This is a genomic window from Sphingomonas sp. 7/4-4 (genome assembly GCF_027941955.1).
In the GTDB taxonomy this organism is placed as follows: Bacteria; Pseudomonadota; Alphaproteobacteria; order Sphingomonadales; family Sphingomonadaceae; genus Sphingomonas.
Map to the genome: position 1 here is coordinate 3,280,321 of NZ_CP115960.1, position 18,155 is coordinate 3,298,475.

Genomic DNA, 18,155 nt, shown 5'->3' on the forward strand with positions numbered 1-18,155 from the left:
ATGCGAAAGCTGCTCGTGGCATCCTTGTTAGCTATTGCCGCGGTGGTCGCGACCGAAGCTTGCGCCATGCAGCGTAGCGAGGCGTCGATGAATTTCGACAAAGAGAACGTACGGCCGTTCCTGACGGAGCTGGAGCGCCGCCTGCATCTCGGGATTGAGATCGACGCGCTCGCGCAGTTCCTTCTCGATACGCCGATTGACGAAGAGCACGCCGTGACGATTCCGATACGATATCGGGGCAAGCCGATGGCGCTTCTGGTTCGGGCATATATGGACGACGTCGATGCGCCTGACCTGTATTTTGAGACCGATTCCAAGACACTTCGTAACGCCATAGACGCCGAAATGGCGCGCTTCGCAAAGGCGCGCGGCCTGTAACTCCGTTCAATCCACCCAGTCCCGCTGGAGGAACCGGCTCGCCAGCGCCATCAGCGCGCCGGCGACCAAATACAGGCACAGCCCCGCGGCGATCGCATAGCGCAGCGCCTCGTCGCCATAGGCCGGCGTCAGCGCTTTCGAGAGCGATCCGATCGCCCAGCTGCCGAGCCCCAGCCCGATCAGATTGTTGATCAGCAGGAAGCTCGCCGAGGCAGTCGCGCGCATATGGGCGGGTACCAGATGCTGGACCGCGGTGAGCACCGGGCCGAGCCAGACATAGACCAGCGCCTGCGGCAGCAGGAACAATGCGAAGGCGATCGGCCAGCTGCTCGACAGCACGCCCGCGATGAACAACGGCGCCCCCGCGGCGTAGCAGATCGCCGGCGCCAGCGCGTACCAGCGGCGGTTGCGTGGCCCCAGCCGGTCTCCCAGCCAGCCGCCGAGCAATATGCCGGCAACCCCGCCGGTGAGCAGCAACGCCCCGAAGAACTGGCCGGTCTGGACAAGGCTGAGCCCGAAGCTGCGCTGCATCAGGCTCGGCAGCCAGAAGGCGACGCCGTATCCGCACATCGATCCGGCCGCGGCGCCGAACGCCATCAGCCAGAAGCCGGGCTTGGCGGCGAGGATGCCGAAAACGCGCGCGACCGGCACCTGGTTCTCCGTGGTGGCGGCGGGGCGGGGCGGTCCCTGACCACCAGCCGGAAGATCGGCGCGATCGCCACGCCGGCGAGGCCGACGACGATGAACGCGGTGCGCCACTCTACATTCTGCGCGATATATCCGCCGAGCAGCACGCCGCCCGCCGCACCCAACGGGATGCCGAGCGAATAGATCGACAGCGCCCGGGCGCGCTTCTCGGGCGGGAAATAGTCCGAGATCAGCGCGTAGCTCGGCGCGACCCCGCCCGCCTCGCCGACGCCGACGCCGAGCCGGAACAGGAACATCTGGGTGAAGTTCTGCGCGAAGCCGCACAAGGCAGTGAAGCCGCTCCACACGCCGAGCGAGACGGTGATCACCCAGGTCCGGCTGGTGCGGTCGGCGAGCAAAGCCAGCGGGATCGCCAGCGTCGAATAGAGCGCCGCAAAGGCAAGCCCGCCGAGCATGCCGAGCTGCGCATCGTCGAGCCCCAGATCCTTCTTCACCGGCTGGGCGAGGATCGACAGGATCTGCCGGTCGAGGAAGTTGAAGGTGTAGACGAGCAGCAGCATCGCCAGCACCACGGCGGGATAGGCTGGGCGCCGAGCGGAATGGGTGTGGTTCATCGCTGGCCCTTAAGAGCCCTCTCCCGCAAGCGGGAGAGGGAGATTGCGTCAGAACTTCACGGTGCCGGTCACGAACACCTGACGCGGATTGCCGTAATAGGCTGTGAGCACGCCTTCGGTGCCGAGCGTCGGGACATAGGCGCCTGCCGGCGTGCGCAGGAAATCGCCGGTGTCCGGGTTCTGCGCGAGGAAATTATAGCCCGCGACGATGTAGCGCTCGTTGGTCAGATTGCGGCCGTGGATGCCGAGCGAGAAGGTCTGGTTGATGTCCCAGACGAGATTGGCGTCGAGCAAGGTATAAGCGGGTTGGTCGAGCATCGGCGTGCGCAGTTCGAATTGCTGCGAATCGCTGCGATAAGACACCGTCGTGCTCGCGCTGATCGCGCCGTCGCCGACGGGCACCTTATAGGCCAGAGTGCCGCTTGCGGTCAGGTCCGGCGTGTTCTGGATCTTCCGGCGATTCGCCACGTCAATGCCGCGCGCATCGATGAAGTGCAGATATTTCGCGTCGAGATAGCCCAGCGTCCAGCTCAGGTTGAGCGTACCGCCGGGGGCGCCGAGATCGCGCGAGGCGATCACATTGCCTTCGAATTCCACGCCCTTGATCCGCGCCTTGCCGGCATTGGTGGTGACGCCGACGAAGGTTTGCTGGCCATTGATCGTGGTGCCGATCGAGCCCGGCACCTGCACGTCGGTATAGTCCGACTGGAAGGCGGCGAGCGCGAGATTGACGCGGCGATCGAACAGGCTGGCTTTGTAGCCGATCTCGTACGTGGTGACCTTCTCGGGATCGAAAGCGAGGAAGTCATAGACCTGCTGCGGGGAGCAGGCGCCGCCGGCGGGCGTGCGGCACGCGGTCGACTGGCCACGCGGATCGAAGCCGCCGCCCTTGAAGCCCTTGGCCCAGCTTGCGTAGAGATTGTGGTCGGCGCTCGGCTTGAAGCTGATCGAGGCGCGCGGGGTGAACTGCGCGAAATCGGCCTCGCCCCGGAAATTCGAAGTGGTCGCGAACAGCGTGCCGGCGCCGCCGAAGAAGGGCGAGCCGCCGCCGAGGAAGGTCTGGCGCAGGATCGTCGACTGGCGCTGATCCCAGGTGTAGCGCCCGCCCGCCGAGACGCTGAACATCTCGCCAAGATCGTAGGTGAAGTCACCGAACACTGCGACGGTATCGGTGAACACATTGCCATAGGTCAGCGCAGTCACGCCGCCCGGCAGCCGCACGTCGAACACGGTGCGCGCCTCGGCATCGAGATAATAGACACCGAGCAGGCCGGAGAAGGACCCGGTGTCGATCAGGAACTGCGCTTCCTGGCTGAACTGCTTGTTGTTGTAGAAGGCCGGCACGTCGACCTGGACCGCGGGAAGCGAATCGAAGTCGATCGGCGTGGCGCTGTCGTCCTTGCGGTAGCTGGTGATCGAGCGGAAGGTCAGCCAGTCGGCGGGCTTCAATTCGATCAGCCCGGTGATGCCCCAGGCTTCGACTTCCTGCGCCGGGCTGGTGAGGCCCGCGCGGGTGTCATAGACGTCGTCGAGCACCGGTGCGCCGGTGGCGATGCCGGGGATCAGGCGGTGGCCGCCGCGCGGCTGGCTGGTGTCCTTGGTGTAATCGCCCGAAATGCGGAAAAAGGCCTCCGCGCTCGGCTCGAACTCGATCGTGCCGCGCGCGGCCCACAGATCCTTGTCGTAATTCTCCGCGCCGGTGGTGAGATTCTCACCGAAGCCGTCGCGGGTGAGCCGCGCATAGGCTGCGCCGACGCGCAATCCGGTGTTGCCGAGTGGTGCGCTGGCGCTGACTACGCCGTCGATCTGATTGTACGAGCCATAGGTGCCGCGCAGCTTGAAGCTGGGCGTGTCGCCGAGCCGGCGGGTGACATATTTGATCGCGCCGCCGATCGTGTTGCGGCCATAGAGCGTGCCCTGCGGCCCGCGCAGCACTTCGATCCGTTCGACGTCGTAGATGTCGAGCACCGCGGCCTGCGGACGGTTGAGATAGACGTCGTCGAGATAGATGCCGACGCCCGCCTCGAACCCGGCGACCGGATCCTGCTGGCCGACGCCGCGGATGAAGGCCGACAGCGTCGAATTGGTGCCGCGCGACACTTCGAGCGTCACGTTGGGAGTGGTGTTGGCGATGTCGGTGATGTCGAGCGCGCCCGATGCCTCGAGCTGCTCGCCGGTAAACGCAGTGATCGCGATCGGCACGTCGCGCAGCGTCTCCTCGCGGCGGCGCGCAGTGACGACGATCTCGCCGTCATAGCCCTGCGTTTCTTCCGCTTGCGTCTCGGCCGGCGTAGCGGTGTCCTGTGCGAAGGCGGGCATCGCCGAGAGCGCGGCGAAGGCGGCGCCTGCCTGTAGAATCATACGGGCAGACGGAATCAAGCGTGACATGGTCATTTTCCTCCCCAGAATTCGACCCGTCTCGTGCGCGGGTTGTAAGCTGTTGCGGGAAGCTATACTGAAACCTGAACCGGGTTTCAACTTGGATAAACAGGGGAGAGGGTGAAATGCCAGGCGGCAGTGGCGCGGACGCCACACCCCAGAGGGTGGACGGCAGCGAGGCGGCGAGCGCGGGCAAGGAGCCGCGCACCGCGCGCGGGCGGAAAACGCTGCGCGCGATCCTCGACGCGGCGGCCGAGGAGTTCGGCGAAAAGGGGTTCCACGAAGGCTCGATCAGCGGGATCACCCGCCGCGCCGGCGTCGCGCTCGGCAGCTTCTACACCTATTTCGATTCGAAGGACGCGGTGTTCCGGGCGCTGGTCCGCGACATGTCCGAGCAGGTCCGCGAACATGTCGCCCCCGCGCTCAAGGATGCGCCCGGCCAGATCGCGGCGGAGCAGGCGGCGTTACTGGCGTTCATCAAGTTCGCGCGGACCCACAAGGAGATCTACCGGATCATCGACGAGGCCGAGTTCGTCGATCCCGAGAGCTTCCGCATGCACTATGCCACCACCGCCGAGCGTATCGCCAGGCGCTTGCGTGCTGCGGCCGAGCGCGGCGAAGTGCGCGACGATGTGAGCGAGGTCCATGCCTGGGCAATCATGGGAATGAACGTGTTCCTCGGCCTGCGCTACAGCGTGTGGGAAGAGGACGTCGCGCCCGAGGCGATCGCGGAGACCGTCGCGGCGATGCTGGCGCGGGGTATTGCTACGGAGGGCTAGCGGATTGCTTGCCCCGGTTGCGGGCGTTCCTCTTTCCCTCTCCCCTTGTGGGAGAGGGAGGGAGCCGACGAAGTCGGCGGAAGGGTGAGGGGAATCGTAGCGGGACTCAGCCCCTCACCCTTCCCACTCGCTGCGCGAGCGGGCCCCTTCCCTCTCCCACAAGGGGAGAGGGAGTTTAGTCCACTTCCCACCTATGCGGATATCTCATGCGTCGGGACTAGCCGAAGCTGGTTGCCCGGCGGCTAAAGTCGATGCGCTATTTCCCCAGCTTGTCCTTGAGCGCTGCGAGCGCGCCAAACGGTCCCGCTTCCTCTTCGCTGATCACGCCCGCCTGCTTGAGCACTTCCGCGGCATTGGGGCTGCGCGGGAAGGGGTCGAGTGCCAGCGCCAGCGTCTCCGCAGCCGCCTCGCCGAGATCGAGCGCGCTGCCGGTGTAGAAGACGGTGTCGAGATCCTCCTCGGCAAGCTCGATTTCGTCGTGCGATTCGTCCTCGGTCGGCTCGGGGAGGAAGCGGATCGCGAAATCCTCCTCGATCTTCGCGGGGAGCGGCTCGCCGGTGACGCCGCAGGACTGGGTCACCGCCGCCGACAAATGGCCGCTCGCGCGCACGCCGGCCGCGTCGCGATGTAGCGCGAAGCTTGCGGCGAGATGATCGAGCGCGACGAGATCGAAGCGCCGGGCGAGCGCGGCGCGCTCGGTCTCGTCGGCCTCGATCGCGACATTGCTTTCGCCGGTGCCGATCTGGTCGAGTCGGTGCGGGCGCGGGAATTCGGGGGTCATTGCGGGAGCTCTCCGGCGATGATCGTTGCGGTGGGCGTGGCGGCAAGGCTGTCGCGGAGCGCGAGCAGCTCCGTCTCGACATGGGCGAGCGCGGCATCCGCCGGTGCCTGGCCGCGATAGAGGTTGCGGACCAGAGCGGCGCGCAGCCCCTCGCCGGCGAGACCTGCGCGATAGGCGCCGAGCCGACCGCCGACCATGCCCATCATCCGGCCCATATGCTTGCCGACGACGACGTCGCCGATGCCGATCTCGCGCAACTGGCCGTCCATGTCGTCGATGAAGCATTCGGCCAGCGCGGTGCTCGGCGCCTTTGCCTCGGCTTCGCCTTCGAGCCGCAGCAGGACGAGCGAGAGGACCGCGGCGATCATGTCGAATCGGCCGTCGATCGTGTCGGGGACGCCGCCTTCGGTGTACCAATGCGGAGCGCGGCCCCTGGCGACTATGCCCGCGTAGAGCTGCGGCGCGGTGCCGCGATCGGAGGCGCCGAACAGGCGCTTGAGCAGTCCCATGGTTGGTCTTCGTCCGTACAACTTGTGGCGCGACCTTGTTTGGCCGCATTTTGCCGCATATTGAGGCGAATGGCGCGCGATGCAATGCGTGCGCCGGTGCTCGCGTTGCCCTGGAGATTTCGATGCCCTTCCCCGTTCGCCTGGCCGGTTGCGCCGCGCTCCTCGTCGCCATGGGCGGCACTGCCTGCGCGCCGATCAAGTCGCACCAGGGCTATGTCATCGACAAGGAGCTCGTCGATTCGGTCCAGCCCGGTGTCGATACCCGCGAATCGGTGATGCAGACGCTCGGCCGCCCGACGCTGACCAGCCAGTTCAACCAGGGCGAATGGTATTATGTGTCCCGCGACAGCCGGAACTTCGGCTATAGCGATCCCAAAGTGCGCGACCAGACCACGATCCGCGTGCGCTTCGATGCGAACGGCAACGTCGCCTCGGTCGAGAAGATGGGCAAGGAGCTGATCGCCTCGGTCGACCCCTATGGCAAGAAGACCCCGACCCTGGGCCGCAAGCGCAGCTTCTTCAGCGATCTGTTCGGCAATATCGGCACGGTCGGCGCTCCGGGCACCGGCGGCGGTGGCCCTCCGGGCGGTTCGGGCCAGTAGCCAAGGTTGCTGATTGCTGACCGCCGCATTCCCGCGCGGTTCAGCCGGACTCCTCCAGATTGCAGCGGTGCCGGAAGAACCGGCCTGTGAGCTTGGAGGAATCCACATGAAGAAGATCATCACCGCAGCCCTGCTTGCCGCCGTGGCGATGCCGGCGGTGGCTGTGCCCACCGCCGCCAGCGCGCAATCGAATCGCGAGCTGCGCCGCGACCGCCAGGACATCCGCGAGGAACAGCGCGAGCTGCGCGACGCGCGGCGCCGGGGCGATCGCAGCGACATTCGCGACGAGCGCCGCGACGTCCGCGAGGCACGCCAGGAATATCGCGAGGATCGGCGCGACCGCGATCGCCGCTGGGGCGACAATGACTGGCGCGATTATCGCGCGCGCAACCGCGGCGTCTATTCCCGCGGCAATTGGCGGGCGCCGTTCGGCTATACCCGCTTCCGCAGCGGCGTGCGGATCGCGCCGAGCTATTGGGGGTCACGCTATGTGATCGGTGATCCGTGGCGCTATCGCCTGCCCCCGGTCGGGCGCTACCAGCGCTGGGTGCGCCATTATAACGACGTGTTGCTCATCGATACGCGCCGCGGCGTCGTGGTGCGGGTGATCCCGGGCTTCTACTGGTAAATGGACCGGACCCGGGCCGCGCGAGCGGTCCGGGGTTCGGCCGCGCCGGTTGCGGCGGCGCGGCCGGTGCCCTTGAGCACGGTCCGAAAGGGAAGGACCGCGCGATTGAACGCGCGGAAAAGCATTTCGCTCCCGTAGCGAAATGCGAGATCTTCAGCGCACCGTGAAGAGGATCTGATCGACCACGCGCCCGCCGAGGTCGACCAGCCGCAACCGGTGCTGCCCGCGCGTCGGCAGCAGCAGCGGGTGCGAGTCGGCAGTACCCAGATCCTCGCGGTCGAGCAGCAGGCGATGGCCGGCAACCTGGCCTGCCACCGAGATCGCCAGCCGCTGGCGATCGATCGGAATATCGGGATCGAGCGCATAGACGCTGCCCGCCACCGGATTGACGATCCGCGGCCGCCGCGCCGTCTCGGGCGCCGCCGCGACCTGGTCGAGCGCAGTGCCCTTCACGAAAAATTCGCGGCGCGGCTGCTCAATGCCCTCGGCAAAGCGGATTTGCCGCGTCTCGACGCCGGCCGGCGGGGGTGGCGGCCTGGAGGGTGTCGCGGCGTGCAATGCCGTCATGACGTCGCGCCACACCGGCGCCGCGCCGCTCGTTCCCGAGACGGCGCGCATCGGATCGCCTTCGAGATTGCCGACCCACACGCCGACGGTGAACCGGTCGCTGAAGCCGATGCACCAATTGTCGCGCATCGCCTTCGACGTGCCGGTCTTGGCCGCGGCCCAGAAGGGCAGGCGCAGCGCCGAATCGACGCCGAAGGTGCCGGCGCGGGCGTTCGGATCGGCGAGGATGTCGGCGACGATCCACGCCGCCTGCGGCGAAACGATCGGCCGGAGCGGCACGCTTGGAGAAGTCTTGGTCAACCGCAGCGGCGACCAGCGCCCGCCGAGCGCGAGGCTGCGATAGGCGGCGACCTGTTCGAGCAGGGTCACTTCGGCCGAGCCGAGCGCCAGCGAATAGCCATAATATTGGCCGTCCTCGACGAGCCCGCGATAGCCGGTGTCCCACAGCCGGTCGCGAAACGCATCCACCCCGGTCAGCAACAGCGTGCGCACCGCGGGGACGTTGAGCGATCCCGCCAACGCGATGCGTGCGGAGACCGGCCCCTTGAATGCCCGATCGTAATTCTGGGGAACGTAGAGCCCCGAGGCAGTGTCGAGCTGGACCGGCGAGATCGTCGAGGATCGAGGCTGCGGTGAGATAGCCTTTCTCGATCGCCTGCGCATAGAGGAACGGCTTCAGCGTCGATCCGGCCTGGCGATATGCCGAGGCGCCGTCGACCGCGGACGCAGTCGATTCGCCGCCGATCCCGCCGACATAAGCGAGCACGTCGCCGCTGGCATTGTCGACCACCACCACTGCGCCGTCCCGGGCGCGGGTGCCGCCCAGTCCCTGCAGCTGGCGGCGCAACGCCGCGATCGCGACCGACTGGATGCGCGCGTCGAGCGTGGTGGTCACGCGCGCGCCAGGCTTGTCGAGCAATCGCGCGGCGAGGTGCGGCGCGAGCCCCGGATCGAGCGCGAGGCTGCGTGCCGGCCCTAGCATTGATGCTGCGGCGCCGGCGAAGCGGCTGCAATCCTTGTCGCGGCTGAGTGCACAGGCGCGCCGCGCGACTTCGGTCGATCCTGCCCCCGGATTGGGAAGCAGGGCCGCGAGCAGCAATGCATCGTCGCGAGTGAGTGTCGCGGGCGTCTTGCCGAACAGCCCCAAAGCCGCGGCGCCGATCTCTGTGCCTCGCCGCGAAAGCCGGCGAGGTTTAAATACGCCTCGAGGATCTGGTCCTTGGTCCAGCCCCTCTCGAGCGCGGCGCCCGCGCGCATCTGGCGCACCTTGTCCCAAATACTGCGATGGCCCGGTGTCGCGAGATCGGGGGCGAGATAGGCAGCGACCTGCATCGACAGCGTCGAGGCGCCGCGCGCGCGCTTGCCCTCGACCCGGTCGCGCAGCGCGCCGCCGAGCGCCCACCAGTCGATTCCATTGTGATCGCGGAAGCGGCGGTCCTCGGCGGCGACGAGGGTGTCGCGTGCCACCGGTGATATATCGGCGAGGCGGACCCAGCCGAGCCGGCGCGCTTGGAGGTCGACACGCGTGCTGTCGATCAGCCGGCCGCCCCGATCGTAGAGCCAGGCCTCGGAGGGGTGCCAGTTGGCGGTTACCGCGGCGTAGCCGGGGAGCGGCGGCGGGCGCGTGACCCAGGAGAGCGATACGAAGCTGCCGGTGAGCAGGACCGCGGCGGTGAACACGATTCGCGAAGGCGTGAAGATGCCGCGCCAGCCGCGCTCGCGATACGCCGCGCGCTGGCGGCCGCCCCACGCGGCGAGCGCTTCGGGAAAGCGATCGATGCGGTGGATCAGACGCGAAAGGCGTTGCTTCACTACAATTCGTCATCCCGGCGAAAGCCGGGATCCAGTGTTTCTATGCCGTCTCGCTCATAGCTCTGGATCCCGGCTTTCGCCGGGATGACGGGGAGAGGTCACCGCTCCGTCACCACCATCACTGCATTGGGCAGCTGGGCGCGGATCTCCGGCGAGTACATCGCCTCGACGCGCGTCGCCGGCAGGCTGAACCGGCCCGAGGCGTTGAGCCGCATCACGTACGAGATCGTGAAGCTGCCCCGCGGCACCCAGCCATAATAAGCCCGCCACGATCCCTGTCCGCGCTCGATCCAGTTGGGCGAGACGCCTTCGGCCGTGCCGGCCTGCGCGTTGAGCATCTCGGATTGGCCGCCGAGGCTGCCGATCACCGTCGCGCCGCTCGGCACCGGATCGTTGATCACCACCCAGTTGCGCTCGGCCGATGCCTCGACGCTGATCGTCACCTTGATGACGTCGCCCCGCGTATACCGCCCGGGCACCAGCCCTTGCACCACGCTGACCTGCTTGGTCATCTTGTACCCGGCCATCAACGGCTGGGTGAGCGGCACCGCCGCCTTGACCCGGACGAACGCCCATGGCCCCGCGCCGCCCGCCTGGCGCATCACCAGCGGCGTGGTCGCCGCCGGCAGCGGCAGGCTGAAGCTGCGCTGCGGCTCGAGCAGCGGCCAGGGCCGGCTGATGCTCGCGCTGCCCAGGCTGGCGGTGGTTACCCCCGCGATCGCCTCCGCCGGATAGGCCGCCATGAATTTCCGGACGGCGATCGTGCCCCAGGCATTGCCGGTGGTGGTGCCCCAATGGCCGCGCTGCTGGCGCATCGCCACACCGACCATCATCTTCGGCGTCTCCGCCTGCCAGCCGGGGCGGCCCAAAGTCACCATCACGGCCTTGATCGCCGCTTCGTCGTCCGACGACATCAGCCACCAAGGCATGTTGCCCTTGTCGCTGAGGTCGATCCGGGTGCCTTCATAGACCAGCCGCTGGCGCAGCACCTGCTCGGCATCGGCGCGAAGCTGCGTGCCGTTGGCGAGACCGGGCACCTTGGCCAGAGCAGCGAGATAGTCGGCGAGCGACGAAGTCGGCATTTCCGCCGGCGCGATGCCGAGCTGGCCGAGCATCGCGCTGGTCGCCGCGCCCTGCCGGGCGAGCGCCGAGAAGGCGGCGATCCGCTGAAGCCGGACATCGCCATAATCCTCGCGGCGCAGGCGGCCGTCGAGCACTGCCTTCATCGCGTCGATCGCCTTGGCCCGCGGCCCATCGGGCAGCGGCAGACCCGCTTCGGCGGTGATCGACAGGATATAGGCGGTCAGCGCTTCAGATCCCGCCCATTCGCCGGGGAAGTAGCGCAGCAGCCCGTCGCTGTCCTGATAGGCGGGCAGCTCGCCGGCGATGCCGTTCCACATCCCCGTATCGCCAAGCGCGATCGCGCGCGACGTGCGCTGCTCGAGGCAGCCATAAGGATATGTCCCCATGTAATCACGCACGCCCTGGAGCGGCGGGGCGAGCGTATCGGCAAGGCTGATGTCGACCATCCCGAAACCGGGCAGCGCGCCCGCGGGCGGGGCGATCGAGAAGCTGGTGCCTTCGCCGACCCGGGCGAGCGTCGCCGCCCAGACTTCGACGGGCACCGCCGGGATCACGTCCTGCGCGACTGTCACCTTGTCGACTGCCTTGCCGTCGGCGGACTTGGCCGAGACGGTCCAGCTGAGCTTGCCCGCGGCGTTGGGCGCCGTGAGGTTCCAGCTGACCGGCGCGGCGCCGCCCGCCGGGATATCAACGGTCAGCGGCTTGCCGGTGGCGACCGCCGGGCTGAGCACGACATTCGCCGTCACGCGCATCGGCTTGTCCGATCCGTTGCGCAGCGTGAACATCGCCCCGAACGTGTCGCCGGAACGCACCACCTGCGGCACGCCCGGATAGATGCTGAGATCCTGATGGGTGCGGACGCTTGCCTCGCCGGTGCCGAAGAGTTGCGCGCCGTTGGTGGCGATCGCGACCAGCTTGAACGAGGTGAGCGCGTCGGACAGCGGCACCTGCACGCGGGCGCGGCCATTGCCGTCGAGCGGCACCTTGCCCTTCCACAGCAGAACCGGCTGGAAATTCTCGCGGTTGAGCCCGGAGAGATCGCCGCCGCCACCGCCGCCGGCCTCGACGGCTTTCTTGCCGTAATGCCTCTTGCCGACGACCTGCGTCTGCGCGGTGGAGGTGAGCACCGAGATCGGCCGATCGCCCATCATCGCCGTGAGCACGTCCCAGCTCTCATTGGGCGCGAGTTGGAGCAGGGCCTCGTCGACCGCGGCGAAGGCGACATCGGCCTCGCGCGCCGGCGAGCCGTCGGGATTCTTCACCTGCACGTCGACATTGGCAATGTCGCGCGCGGCGTAGGTCGCCTTTTCGGCCTTGACCGCGACGCCGAGGCGATGGCCTTCCCAGCCGACCTTCACCTTGGCGATGCCGAGGCGATAGGCAGGCTTGGCGAGGTCGACCGTGGCGGTCGGCTTGCCGCCATCCTGCGAGAAGGGCAGCCCCCAGTCGCGTGCGAGGCTCGATCGCCAATTGGCGAAACCCGAGACGCGGCCGCGGACGGCCATCACCGAGACATAGACGTCGGGCGCATAAGCGGCCGGCATCGGCACTTCGATCACCGGATCCTTGCCGCTCAAGCCGACGACGAAGCTCGAGAGCACGCCTTCGCGCTCGACCGTAACCAGCGCGGTGGCTTCGCGGAACGGCATGCGGACCTGGAATTTGGCGGTTTCGCCGGCCTTGTATTCGAGCTGCTCGGGGATGACGTCCATGCGGTCGCCATTGTCGCCGCCGAACCACCAATCGTCGTCGCCGACCAGCCAGGTCGAACGCGTCGCGCGTGCGACATTGCCGTTGGCATCCTTGGTGGTCGCCACGGCATAGACTTCGCCCGACACGCCCGGATCGAGCTGGCACGTCGCCAGCCCCTGCGCATCGGTGGTCGCCGAGCAGGTGGCGCCCAGCTTCGTCGTCTTCATCTGGTTGTCATAGGCGTAGAAGCCGCCGATCAGCCGGCGCCGCGCGGTCAGGATCTCGCGGCTGTAGAGCTCGACCGATATAGACTGGTTGGCGAGCGGCTTGCCCGAAGTGTCGAGCGCGACGAAGCGCAGCCGCAGATCGTCCTGCTTCATCAGCCAGCCGTCGGTCTTGATGCCGAGCTGGACCGCGGAGGTGTAGATCGGGATGCGGCGCGAGGCGGTCAGGATCTCGCCATTGGCGTCCTGATAATCCATCTCGATCTGCATGTTGGTCGGCTGGTCGAGGCTTTGGGGAACCTCGATCGAAGTGCGTGCGGTGCCGTCGCCGCCGAGCGTGACGGGCAAGGTCTGGGTGGGCGGCAGCGGTGTCGATTCCTCGTCGGTCTCGCTGTCGCCGTTCAATGGTTTGACGCCCTCGGTCAGCGCGCGGCCGCCGAAGCTGTAGCTGTCATAGCCGTCGGGCGCGGTCACGCCTTCGAACCAGCCGACGCGCAATTCGACGGGCAGATTGCCCGCGCCGCCACCCGAGAGATAGCCGACGAAAAGGTCGAGCGGCAGCGTCGAGGGGCGCACCGCCGCCTCCTTGGGTCCCGTGACCGACGCCTTCATCGTCGGCAGCTTGTATTCGTCGATCTTAAACGACTGGCCGGTATAGGCGATCTTCTCGTTCTCGCCCTCGGTCGTCACGACCTGGATGTCGTAATCGCCCATCTTGGCGCCCTGCGGCGCAGTCCATTCGGTCTCGCCGATGCCGTTGGCATCGATCGTCAGCGGCAGGTCGTATTTGGTGTCCGATCCGCGATGCGAGAGGCGCAACGTGCCTGTGAACGCCGGTGAAGTGCCGAAGCCGGTCGCGATCGGCTGGCGGACGATATGCTTCATGTGGATCGTCTCGCCCTGGCGGACGAGTGCGCGATCGAACACGGTGTGGAAGATCTGATCCTGCGTCTGCCAGCCATAAGGCAGATCGAAGTCGTAGGGGCGGATGCCGTCGCCCCATTGCGTGAGCGTGAAGCTGAAATCATCGGCCTTGCGTGCCGACACCATCAGCGGCGAGGCAGTGCCGCCTTCGCAGCTCGAATAGGTTTCGGGCTCGGGCAGCCCGGCGGGGACGCCGAGCCGGCCCGAGGCATCGGTGGTGCCCTTTGCGAGGATCTGGCCGGTGCAGCTGTCGGTGATGCGGACTTCGGCGCTGCCGACGCCCTTGCCGCTGTCGAGCGCAGTGACCCAGACCAGCGACTGGTCGCGGCCCCATTTGAAGTGCACGCTCATATTGGTGACGAGCGCGCCTGCCGCGACATAGCGCGGGCTGTCGCGGCCGAGCAGGGCACTGCCGAGCCGCGGGCTGGCGAGCTCGACGACATAGAATCCGGGCTTGGTCAGCGGGATGCCGACGACTTCGAACTCCTTGCCCTTGCCGGGCAACGAGACCTGGAACGGCTTGCCCGTGGCGGGCGTGAGCAACGGCTCGCTGCCGGTGAGATTGACCCGGATCGTCTCGTCGCCGTGCTGCGTCGTCGAGCTCTTGGTTTCCGCGGCGTCGTCGATCGCCCGCAACCACTTGGCGATCTCCCCGTCGCCCCCTCGACCCTGAGGCTCTGTCCGCCGACCGCCATCTGCTTGCCGACGAGCTGCGGCTCGACATTGCGCACTGTGACCGGGAGGACGCCGCCCTCGGCCGCTTCGAGGATGCCGAAGTCCGCGGCGAACTTCACCAGCGGCGGCGCTTCGTCGAAGCGCACATCGAGCGGGAAGCGTTCGGCGTTGGAGAGCTTGCGCCCGCTTTCGTCTGCGACATTGGCGGGGAGTGTCAACTTGGCGGTGACCGCGGCCGGCAGTGGCGCCTTGAACTTTACGTCCGCGATCACTGCCTTGCGCTTCTCTTCGTCGGAGAAGATCGGCGTCAGCGCCTTGCCGTCGGGCAAAGTGATGCGGATCGCCTCGGCCTGCGCACGCGGGATCGGCGCCGAGAAGCGCACCCATGCGTCCTGCACCGGGCTGCATCCGGCTTGCGCGTTGACCCGCGAGCATTCGAAGCGCGCCGCGAACGGTTTCCGGACCGTGAAATCGAAGCGCTGGTCGGTGCCCGCGATGCGGCCGCCGCTGGCGATATCCTTGCCCCAGACGAGCGCGACGTCGCGGCCGGGGGAAGGGGCCGGCGGCATTTGAGCGCGACCACGCTGGCAGTGGCTTTCACCCGATCGGCTTCCGCGGCGGGAAGCGCCTTGGGCAAGCCCGCTTCCTCGAGGAAGCTCTGTACCGACCATTGATCGGTGCCCAGCCCCGCGAGCAGCTTGCCCGGCACGTCGGCGGGCAGCACATCGACGGGAATCCGCTCACCGATCCCGTCGACCGCGCAATAGGCATTGGCGCCGACCGAGGCGCGATCGGGCGCGATATTGGCGGCGACGAGGAAGGTCTGATCCTCCTCGATCTCGCCGCCGTAACGGCTCGGCAGCACTGCGCGCGCGATCGGGCCGCCGCTGTCGACGGTGAATTTGCTCTGGCCGGTCAGTGCGTAACCCGCGAGGCTCTTCAGCTTGTCCTTCAAGGTGAAGGTGCAGGTCACGCCGCCGGGGAGCGGGCTGGCGAATTCATGGACATAGGTCTGCTGGTCGACCCAGCGCCCTTCGCCGCCGACCGGGCATTCGACCGTGAACGGCCCCGCCGCGCGCGGATCGCCGAGAGGGACCATCGCCTGATTGAAGCGCGCAGTGAACCGCTCGATCGCGCCGTCGCCGACGCCGGGCGTGGCCATTTCGACCTGCGGGCTGTTGTCGCCCATCGCGAGCGTGGCGCCCAGCGGCGCAGCGATCAGCGCCAGGATACCGAGCCGGGCAACAAGCTTCATGGCACAAATCCCCCAAAGGCCGACGCACCCTAGCCGGGCAGGGGAAACAGGCCAACGGTGAAATGACCGCCTCCGAAACGGACGGAAATCTGGAGAGTCCCGGCCAAGTCAACTTGATCATTTAATAAACAATGCGGAAGATGAGTGCATCCGAATCGGAGATTTCGCGGTGTTGGGACGGTCGTGCTGATCACCGCGATAGATGCGATTGCGCGTGAGGCGACATTGTTCGCCGCGATCTGGTTCCTCGTCGGCGGCCTGGATGATCTGCTGGTCGATCTGATCTATGCGGCGAGACGCGTTCGATTGCGGCTGCGCAGTCTGCCGCAGCGCCCTCTCTTTGTCCGGACTCTGCAGGGTCGATTCCGCCGGGGCGGATCGTGGTGTTCGTGGCAGCGTGGGATGAGTCGCAAGTGATCGGCAGGATGCTGCGCACCGCGCTGCGCCGGTTCGATCATGCCGATTATGCGATCTATGTCGGGACCTATCCCAACGATCCGGCGACGATCGCCGCGGTCGCGGACGTTGCGGAGAGGGATGCTCGCATACGCCTGGTGATCGGCGGCGCGCCGGGCCCGACCACCAAGGCCGATTGCCTCAATGCATTATGGCGTGCGTTGCTCCGCGACGAGCTGGCGGAAGGTTCACCGGTGCTGGGGATCGTCCTCCACGATGCCGAGGACATCGTTCATCCGCTCGAACTCAAGGTCTTCGCGCATCGGCTCCAGCATTGCTCGGCGGTGCAACTGCCGGTGCTGCCTTTGCCGCATCCGCGATCGCGCTTCGTCGCCGGCCATTATTGCGACGAGTTTGCGGAGGCGCATGCGAAAACGCTCGTCGTGCGCCAGGCGCTGGGCGCGGGGCTGCCGCTGGCGGGAGTCGGCTGCGCGATCCGGCGCGACATGCTCGGCGCGATTGCCGACGCGCGCGGCGGTGCGCCGTTCGATGCGACCAGCCTTACCGAGGATTACGAACTCGGGCTGACGATCCATGCGATGGGCGGAAAGACGGTGCTGGCGCGCGTGCCCGAGCGCATCGGTGGACCGCCGGTCGCCGTGCGCGCCTATTTCCCCGATACGCTCAGGGCGGCGGTCCGGCAGAAGGCACGCTGGCTGACGGGTATCGCGCTCGCCGGATGGGACCGCACCGGATGGCACGCGTCGGCGCATCTCGGCGACAATTGGATGCGGATGCGCGATCGGCGCGCGACGCTGGCACTGCCGGTGCTCGCGATCGCTTATTGCACGCTGCTGCTGTGGAGCGTGTCGACGCTCGTCCATCTCGTCGCCGGATCGACGGCACCGGTGCTCGATCCGTCGGTCCAGGCGCTGCTCTGGGCGAATTTCGCGCTCGTCGGCTGGCGTCTGCTGGTGCGCGCCGCGTTCGTGCACCGCGCTTATGGCTGGCGCGAGGCATTGTGGTCGGCGCCGCGGGTGCTGGTCGGCAATTACATCGCATTGTTCGCCGCGCGCCGGGCGATCGGGCTCTATACGCGGATGCTGTTCGGCGCCGCGCCGCGCTGGGACAAGACCGACCACCAGTTTCCCGATCTCCCCGAACAGGCGGCCGGATGACCGGACAGGGGCGCCCGATCCGCTTCCTCGCGCTGGTGGCGCTCGGCTGGGTCGGTGTCCGTATCGCGTTGCTCTGGTCGCAGACCGGCTCGCTTCCCGAAGCGATCCGGCGCGTGGTGCCGCTAGCATCGCCGGCCATCCCGGGCGCGGTCGCCGCACCGGTGCAGGTGCGTCCCGTTCCGGCCGTTCGAGCGGCCTATATTCCCGTCCTCGTTCGCCTGCCTCAGCCGTCTCCGCCCCAACCGTCCCCATATGCGACGTCTGCACAAGTCGTCGCAGACCCGGAGCGCGTCCAGATGGCGCTGCTCGCGCTCGTCCAATATGGCGCGCCCGCCTTTGCCGGCGTCGCGCCCGTGCCGCTGCCGCCCGCCGCGCAACCCGACCATCTGCCGCCGTCGCCCTCGCGCTGGTCGGCGAGCGCGTGGCTGGTGGCGCGTCCTGGCGCGGGGCTCGGCGCCGCACCGGGCGCGAGCCAGCTCGGCGGTAGCCAGGCCGGACTGCGCATTGCCTATATGCTCCTCCCGGAACAGCGGCTGGCGGCCGTTGCGCGGTTGGTGACTCCGCTTCGAGGCAAAGGCGCCGAAGCCTCGCTGGGTCTCGAATGGCAGCCGACCCAGGCGCCGGTCCGCCTCGCCGTCGAACAGCGTTTCGGCCTCGACGGCACCAAAGGTGGGCCCGGTGTCGGCGTCATCGCGGGGTTCGACGGACCGGTTGCGTCCGGTTTCCGGCTCGAATCCTATGGTCAGGCGGGAGCGATTCGCCGTGACCGCAGCGAACCCTATGCCGACGGCGCCGTCCGCGCGACGCACACCCTCGCCGAAGGCGGCGGCGTGCGGCTCGCGCTCGGCGGCGGTGCCTGGGGCGCGGCGCAGCGCGACGCCGCGCGCCTGGATATTGGTCCCTCCGCAACGCTCGCGCTCCCGCTTGGGCAGCAGAATGTCCGCCTCGCGCTCGACTGGCGCCAGCGCGTGGCGGGCAATGCCCGTCCCGGCTCGGGCCTCGCACTCACGCTCGGAAGCGATTTCTAGCTC

Annotated in this window: 13 protein-coding genes and 2 pseudogenes; 7 read left to right on the top strand and 8 right to left on the bottom strand. The window is 67.7% G+C overall.

Annotated features, from left to right (window positions below):
- Complete coding sequence (locus PIB19_RS16620) at positions 1-378, top strand: hypothetical protein (protein WP_271238233.1); 378 nt, start codon at positions 1-3, stop codon at positions 376-378.
- Between the two features lie 6 nt (positions 379-384).
- On the opposite strand, the pseudogene PIB19_RS16625 reads toward PIB19_RS16620, so the two are convergent.
- Positions 385-1,640: pseudogene (locus tag PIB19_RS16625) on the bottom strand (spinster family MFS transporter).
- A gap of 48 nt (positions 1,641-1,688) precedes the next feature.
- On the bottom strand, positions 1,689-4,034 hold the full coding sequence (locus tag PIB19_RS16630; protein WP_443018634.1) for a TonB-dependent receptor: 2,346 nt from the start codon (positions 4,032-4,034) through the stop codon (positions 1,689-1,691).
- A 110-nt stretch (positions 4,035-4,144) separates the two neighbouring features.
- Here PIB19_RS16630 and PIB19_RS16635 point away from each other — a divergent pair, with 110 nt between their 5' ends.
- Positions 4,145-4,798, top strand: a complete 654-nt coding sequence (locus PIB19_RS16635; RefSeq protein ID WP_271238235.1) for a TetR/AcrR family transcriptional regulator — start codon at positions 4,145-4,147, stop codon at positions 4,796-4,798.
- Between the two features lie 256 nt (positions 4,799-5,054).
- Here PIB19_RS16635 and PIB19_RS16640 read toward each other — a convergent pair whose 3' ends face one another.
- Positions 5,055-5,579 carry a YceD family protein gene (locus PIB19_RS16640; protein ID WP_271238236.1) on the bottom strand — a complete coding sequence of 175 codons (525 nt, stop codon included), beginning with the start codon at positions 5,577-5,579 and terminating at the stop codon, positions 5,055-5,057.
- On the bottom strand, positions 5,576-6,088 hold the full coding sequence (locus PIB19_RS16645) for a ubiquinol-cytochrome C chaperone family protein (protein WP_271238237.1): 513 nt from the start codon (positions 6,086-6,088) through the stop codon (positions 5,576-5,578). Before PIB19_RS16645 ends, PIB19_RS16640 begins: the two co-directional genes overlap by 4 nt.
- Positions 6,089-6,210: 122 nt before the next feature.
- Here PIB19_RS16645 and PIB19_RS16650 point away from each other — a divergent pair, with 122 nt between their 5' ends.
- Both PIB19_RS16650 and PIB19_RS16655 read left to right on the top strand, forming a co-directional pair.
- Positions 6,211-6,690: an outer membrane protein assembly factor BamE gene (locus tag PIB19_RS16650; RefSeq protein WP_271238238.1), complete on the top strand. Its 480-nt coding sequence runs from the start codon at positions 6,211-6,213 to the stop codon at positions 6,688-6,690.
- Positions 6,691-6,796: 106 nt separating this feature from the next.
- Positions 6,797-7,318 carry an RcnB family protein gene (locus tag PIB19_RS16655; RefSeq protein ID WP_271238239.1) on the top strand — a complete coding sequence of 174 codons (522 nt, stop codon included), beginning with the start codon at positions 6,797-6,799 and terminating at the stop codon, positions 7,316-7,318.
- Positions 7,319-7,471: 153 nt separating this feature from the next.
- Here the strand turns inward: PIB19_RS16655 and pbpC are convergent.
- The 4 genes and pseudogenes from pbpC to PIB19_RS16675 all read right to left on the bottom strand — a co-directional run bounded on the left by pbpC (position 7,472) and on the right by PIB19_RS16675 (position 15,550).
- Positions 7,472-9,586, bottom strand: a pseudogene (gene pbpC / locus PIB19_RS16660) (penicillin-binding protein 1C).
- 209 nt (positions 9,587-9,795) lie between these two features.
- On the bottom strand, positions 9,796-13,971 hold the full coding sequence (locus PIB19_RS16665; protein WP_271241020.1) for an alpha-2-macroglobulin family protein: 4,176 nt from the start codon (positions 13,969-13,971) through the stop codon (positions 9,796-9,798).
- A gap of 107 nt (positions 13,972-14,078) precedes the next feature.
- Positions 14,079-14,678, bottom strand: coding sequence for a hypothetical protein (locus PIB19_RS16670; RefSeq protein WP_271238240.1), 600 nt, complete (start codon positions 14,676-14,678; stop codon positions 14,079-14,081).
- Complete coding sequence (locus PIB19_RS16675; protein ID WP_271238241.1) at positions 14,603-15,550, bottom strand: hypothetical protein; 948 nt, start codon at positions 15,548-15,550, stop codon at positions 14,603-14,605. The genes PIB19_RS16670 and PIB19_RS16675 overlap by 76 nt, the downstream gene beginning before the upstream one ends.
- Positions 15,551-15,733: 183 nt before the next feature.
- Here PIB19_RS16675 and PIB19_RS16680 point away from each other — a divergent pair, with 183 nt between their 5' ends.
- From PIB19_RS16680 to PIB19_RS16690, 3 genes are read left to right on the top strand one after another with little or no spacing between them, the layout of a single operon-like run.
- A complete protein-coding gene (locus tag PIB19_RS16680; RefSeq protein WP_271238242.1) occupies positions 15,734-15,967 on the top strand; it encodes a hypothetical protein in 234 nt (77 codons plus the stop codon).
- Positions 15,964-17,124 carry a glycosyl transferase family protein gene (locus tag PIB19_RS16685; RefSeq protein ID WP_271238243.1) on the top strand — a complete coding sequence of 387 codons (1,161 nt, stop codon included), beginning with the start codon at positions 15,964-15,966 and terminating at the stop codon, positions 17,122-17,124. Before PIB19_RS16680 ends, PIB19_RS16685 begins: the two co-directional genes overlap by 4 nt.
- Positions 17,121-18,152 (top strand): hypothetical protein, encoded by a 1,032-nt coding sequence (locus PIB19_RS16690; protein ID WP_271238244.1) that lies wholly within the window; start codon positions 17,121-17,123, stop codon positions 18,150-18,152. The genes PIB19_RS16685 and PIB19_RS16690 overlap by 4 nt, the downstream gene beginning before the upstream one ends.
- Positions 18,153-18,155 lie beyond the last annotated feature (3 nt).

Bases quoted from the DNA above. Each gene is read 5' to 3' on its own strand.
- PIB19_RS16620 (WP_271238233.1), top strand. From the start codon at position 1: ATGCGAAAGCTGCTCGTGGCATCCTTGTTAGCTATTGCCGCGGTGGTC.
- PIB19_RS16630 (WP_443018634.1), bottom strand. From the start codon at position 4,034: ATGACCATGTCACGCTTGATTCCGTCTGCCCGTATGATTCTACAGGCA.
- PIB19_RS16635 (WP_271238235.1), top strand. From the start codon at position 4,145: ATGCCAGGCGGCAGTGGCGCGGACGCCACACCCCAGAGGGTGGACGGC.
- PIB19_RS16640 (WP_271238236.1), bottom strand. From the start codon at position 5,579: ATGACCCCCGAATTCCCGCGCCCGCACCGACTCGACCAGATCGGCACC.
- PIB19_RS16645 (WP_271238237.1), bottom strand. From the start codon at position 6,088: ATGGGACTGCTCAAGCGCCTGTTCGGCGCCTCCGATCGCGGCACCGCG.
- PIB19_RS16650 (WP_271238238.1), top strand. From the start codon at position 6,211: ATGCCCTTCCCCGTTCGCCTGGCCGGTTGCGCCGCGCTCCTCGTCGCC.
- PIB19_RS16655 (WP_271238239.1), top strand. From the start codon at position 6,797: ATGAAGAAGATCATCACCGCAGCCCTGCTTGCCGCCGTGGCGATGCCG.
- PIB19_RS16665 (WP_271241020.1), bottom strand. From the start codon at position 13,971: ATGAGCGTGCACTTCAAATGGGGCCGCGACCAGTCGCTGGTCTGGGTC.
- PIB19_RS16675 (WP_271238241.1), bottom strand. From the start codon at position 15,550: ATGAAGCTTGTTGCCCGGCTCGGTATCCTGGCGCTGATCGCTGCGCCG.
- PIB19_RS16690 (WP_271238244.1), top strand. From the start codon at position 17,121: ATGACCGGACAGGGGCGCCCGATCCGCTTCCTCGCGCTGGTGGCGCTC.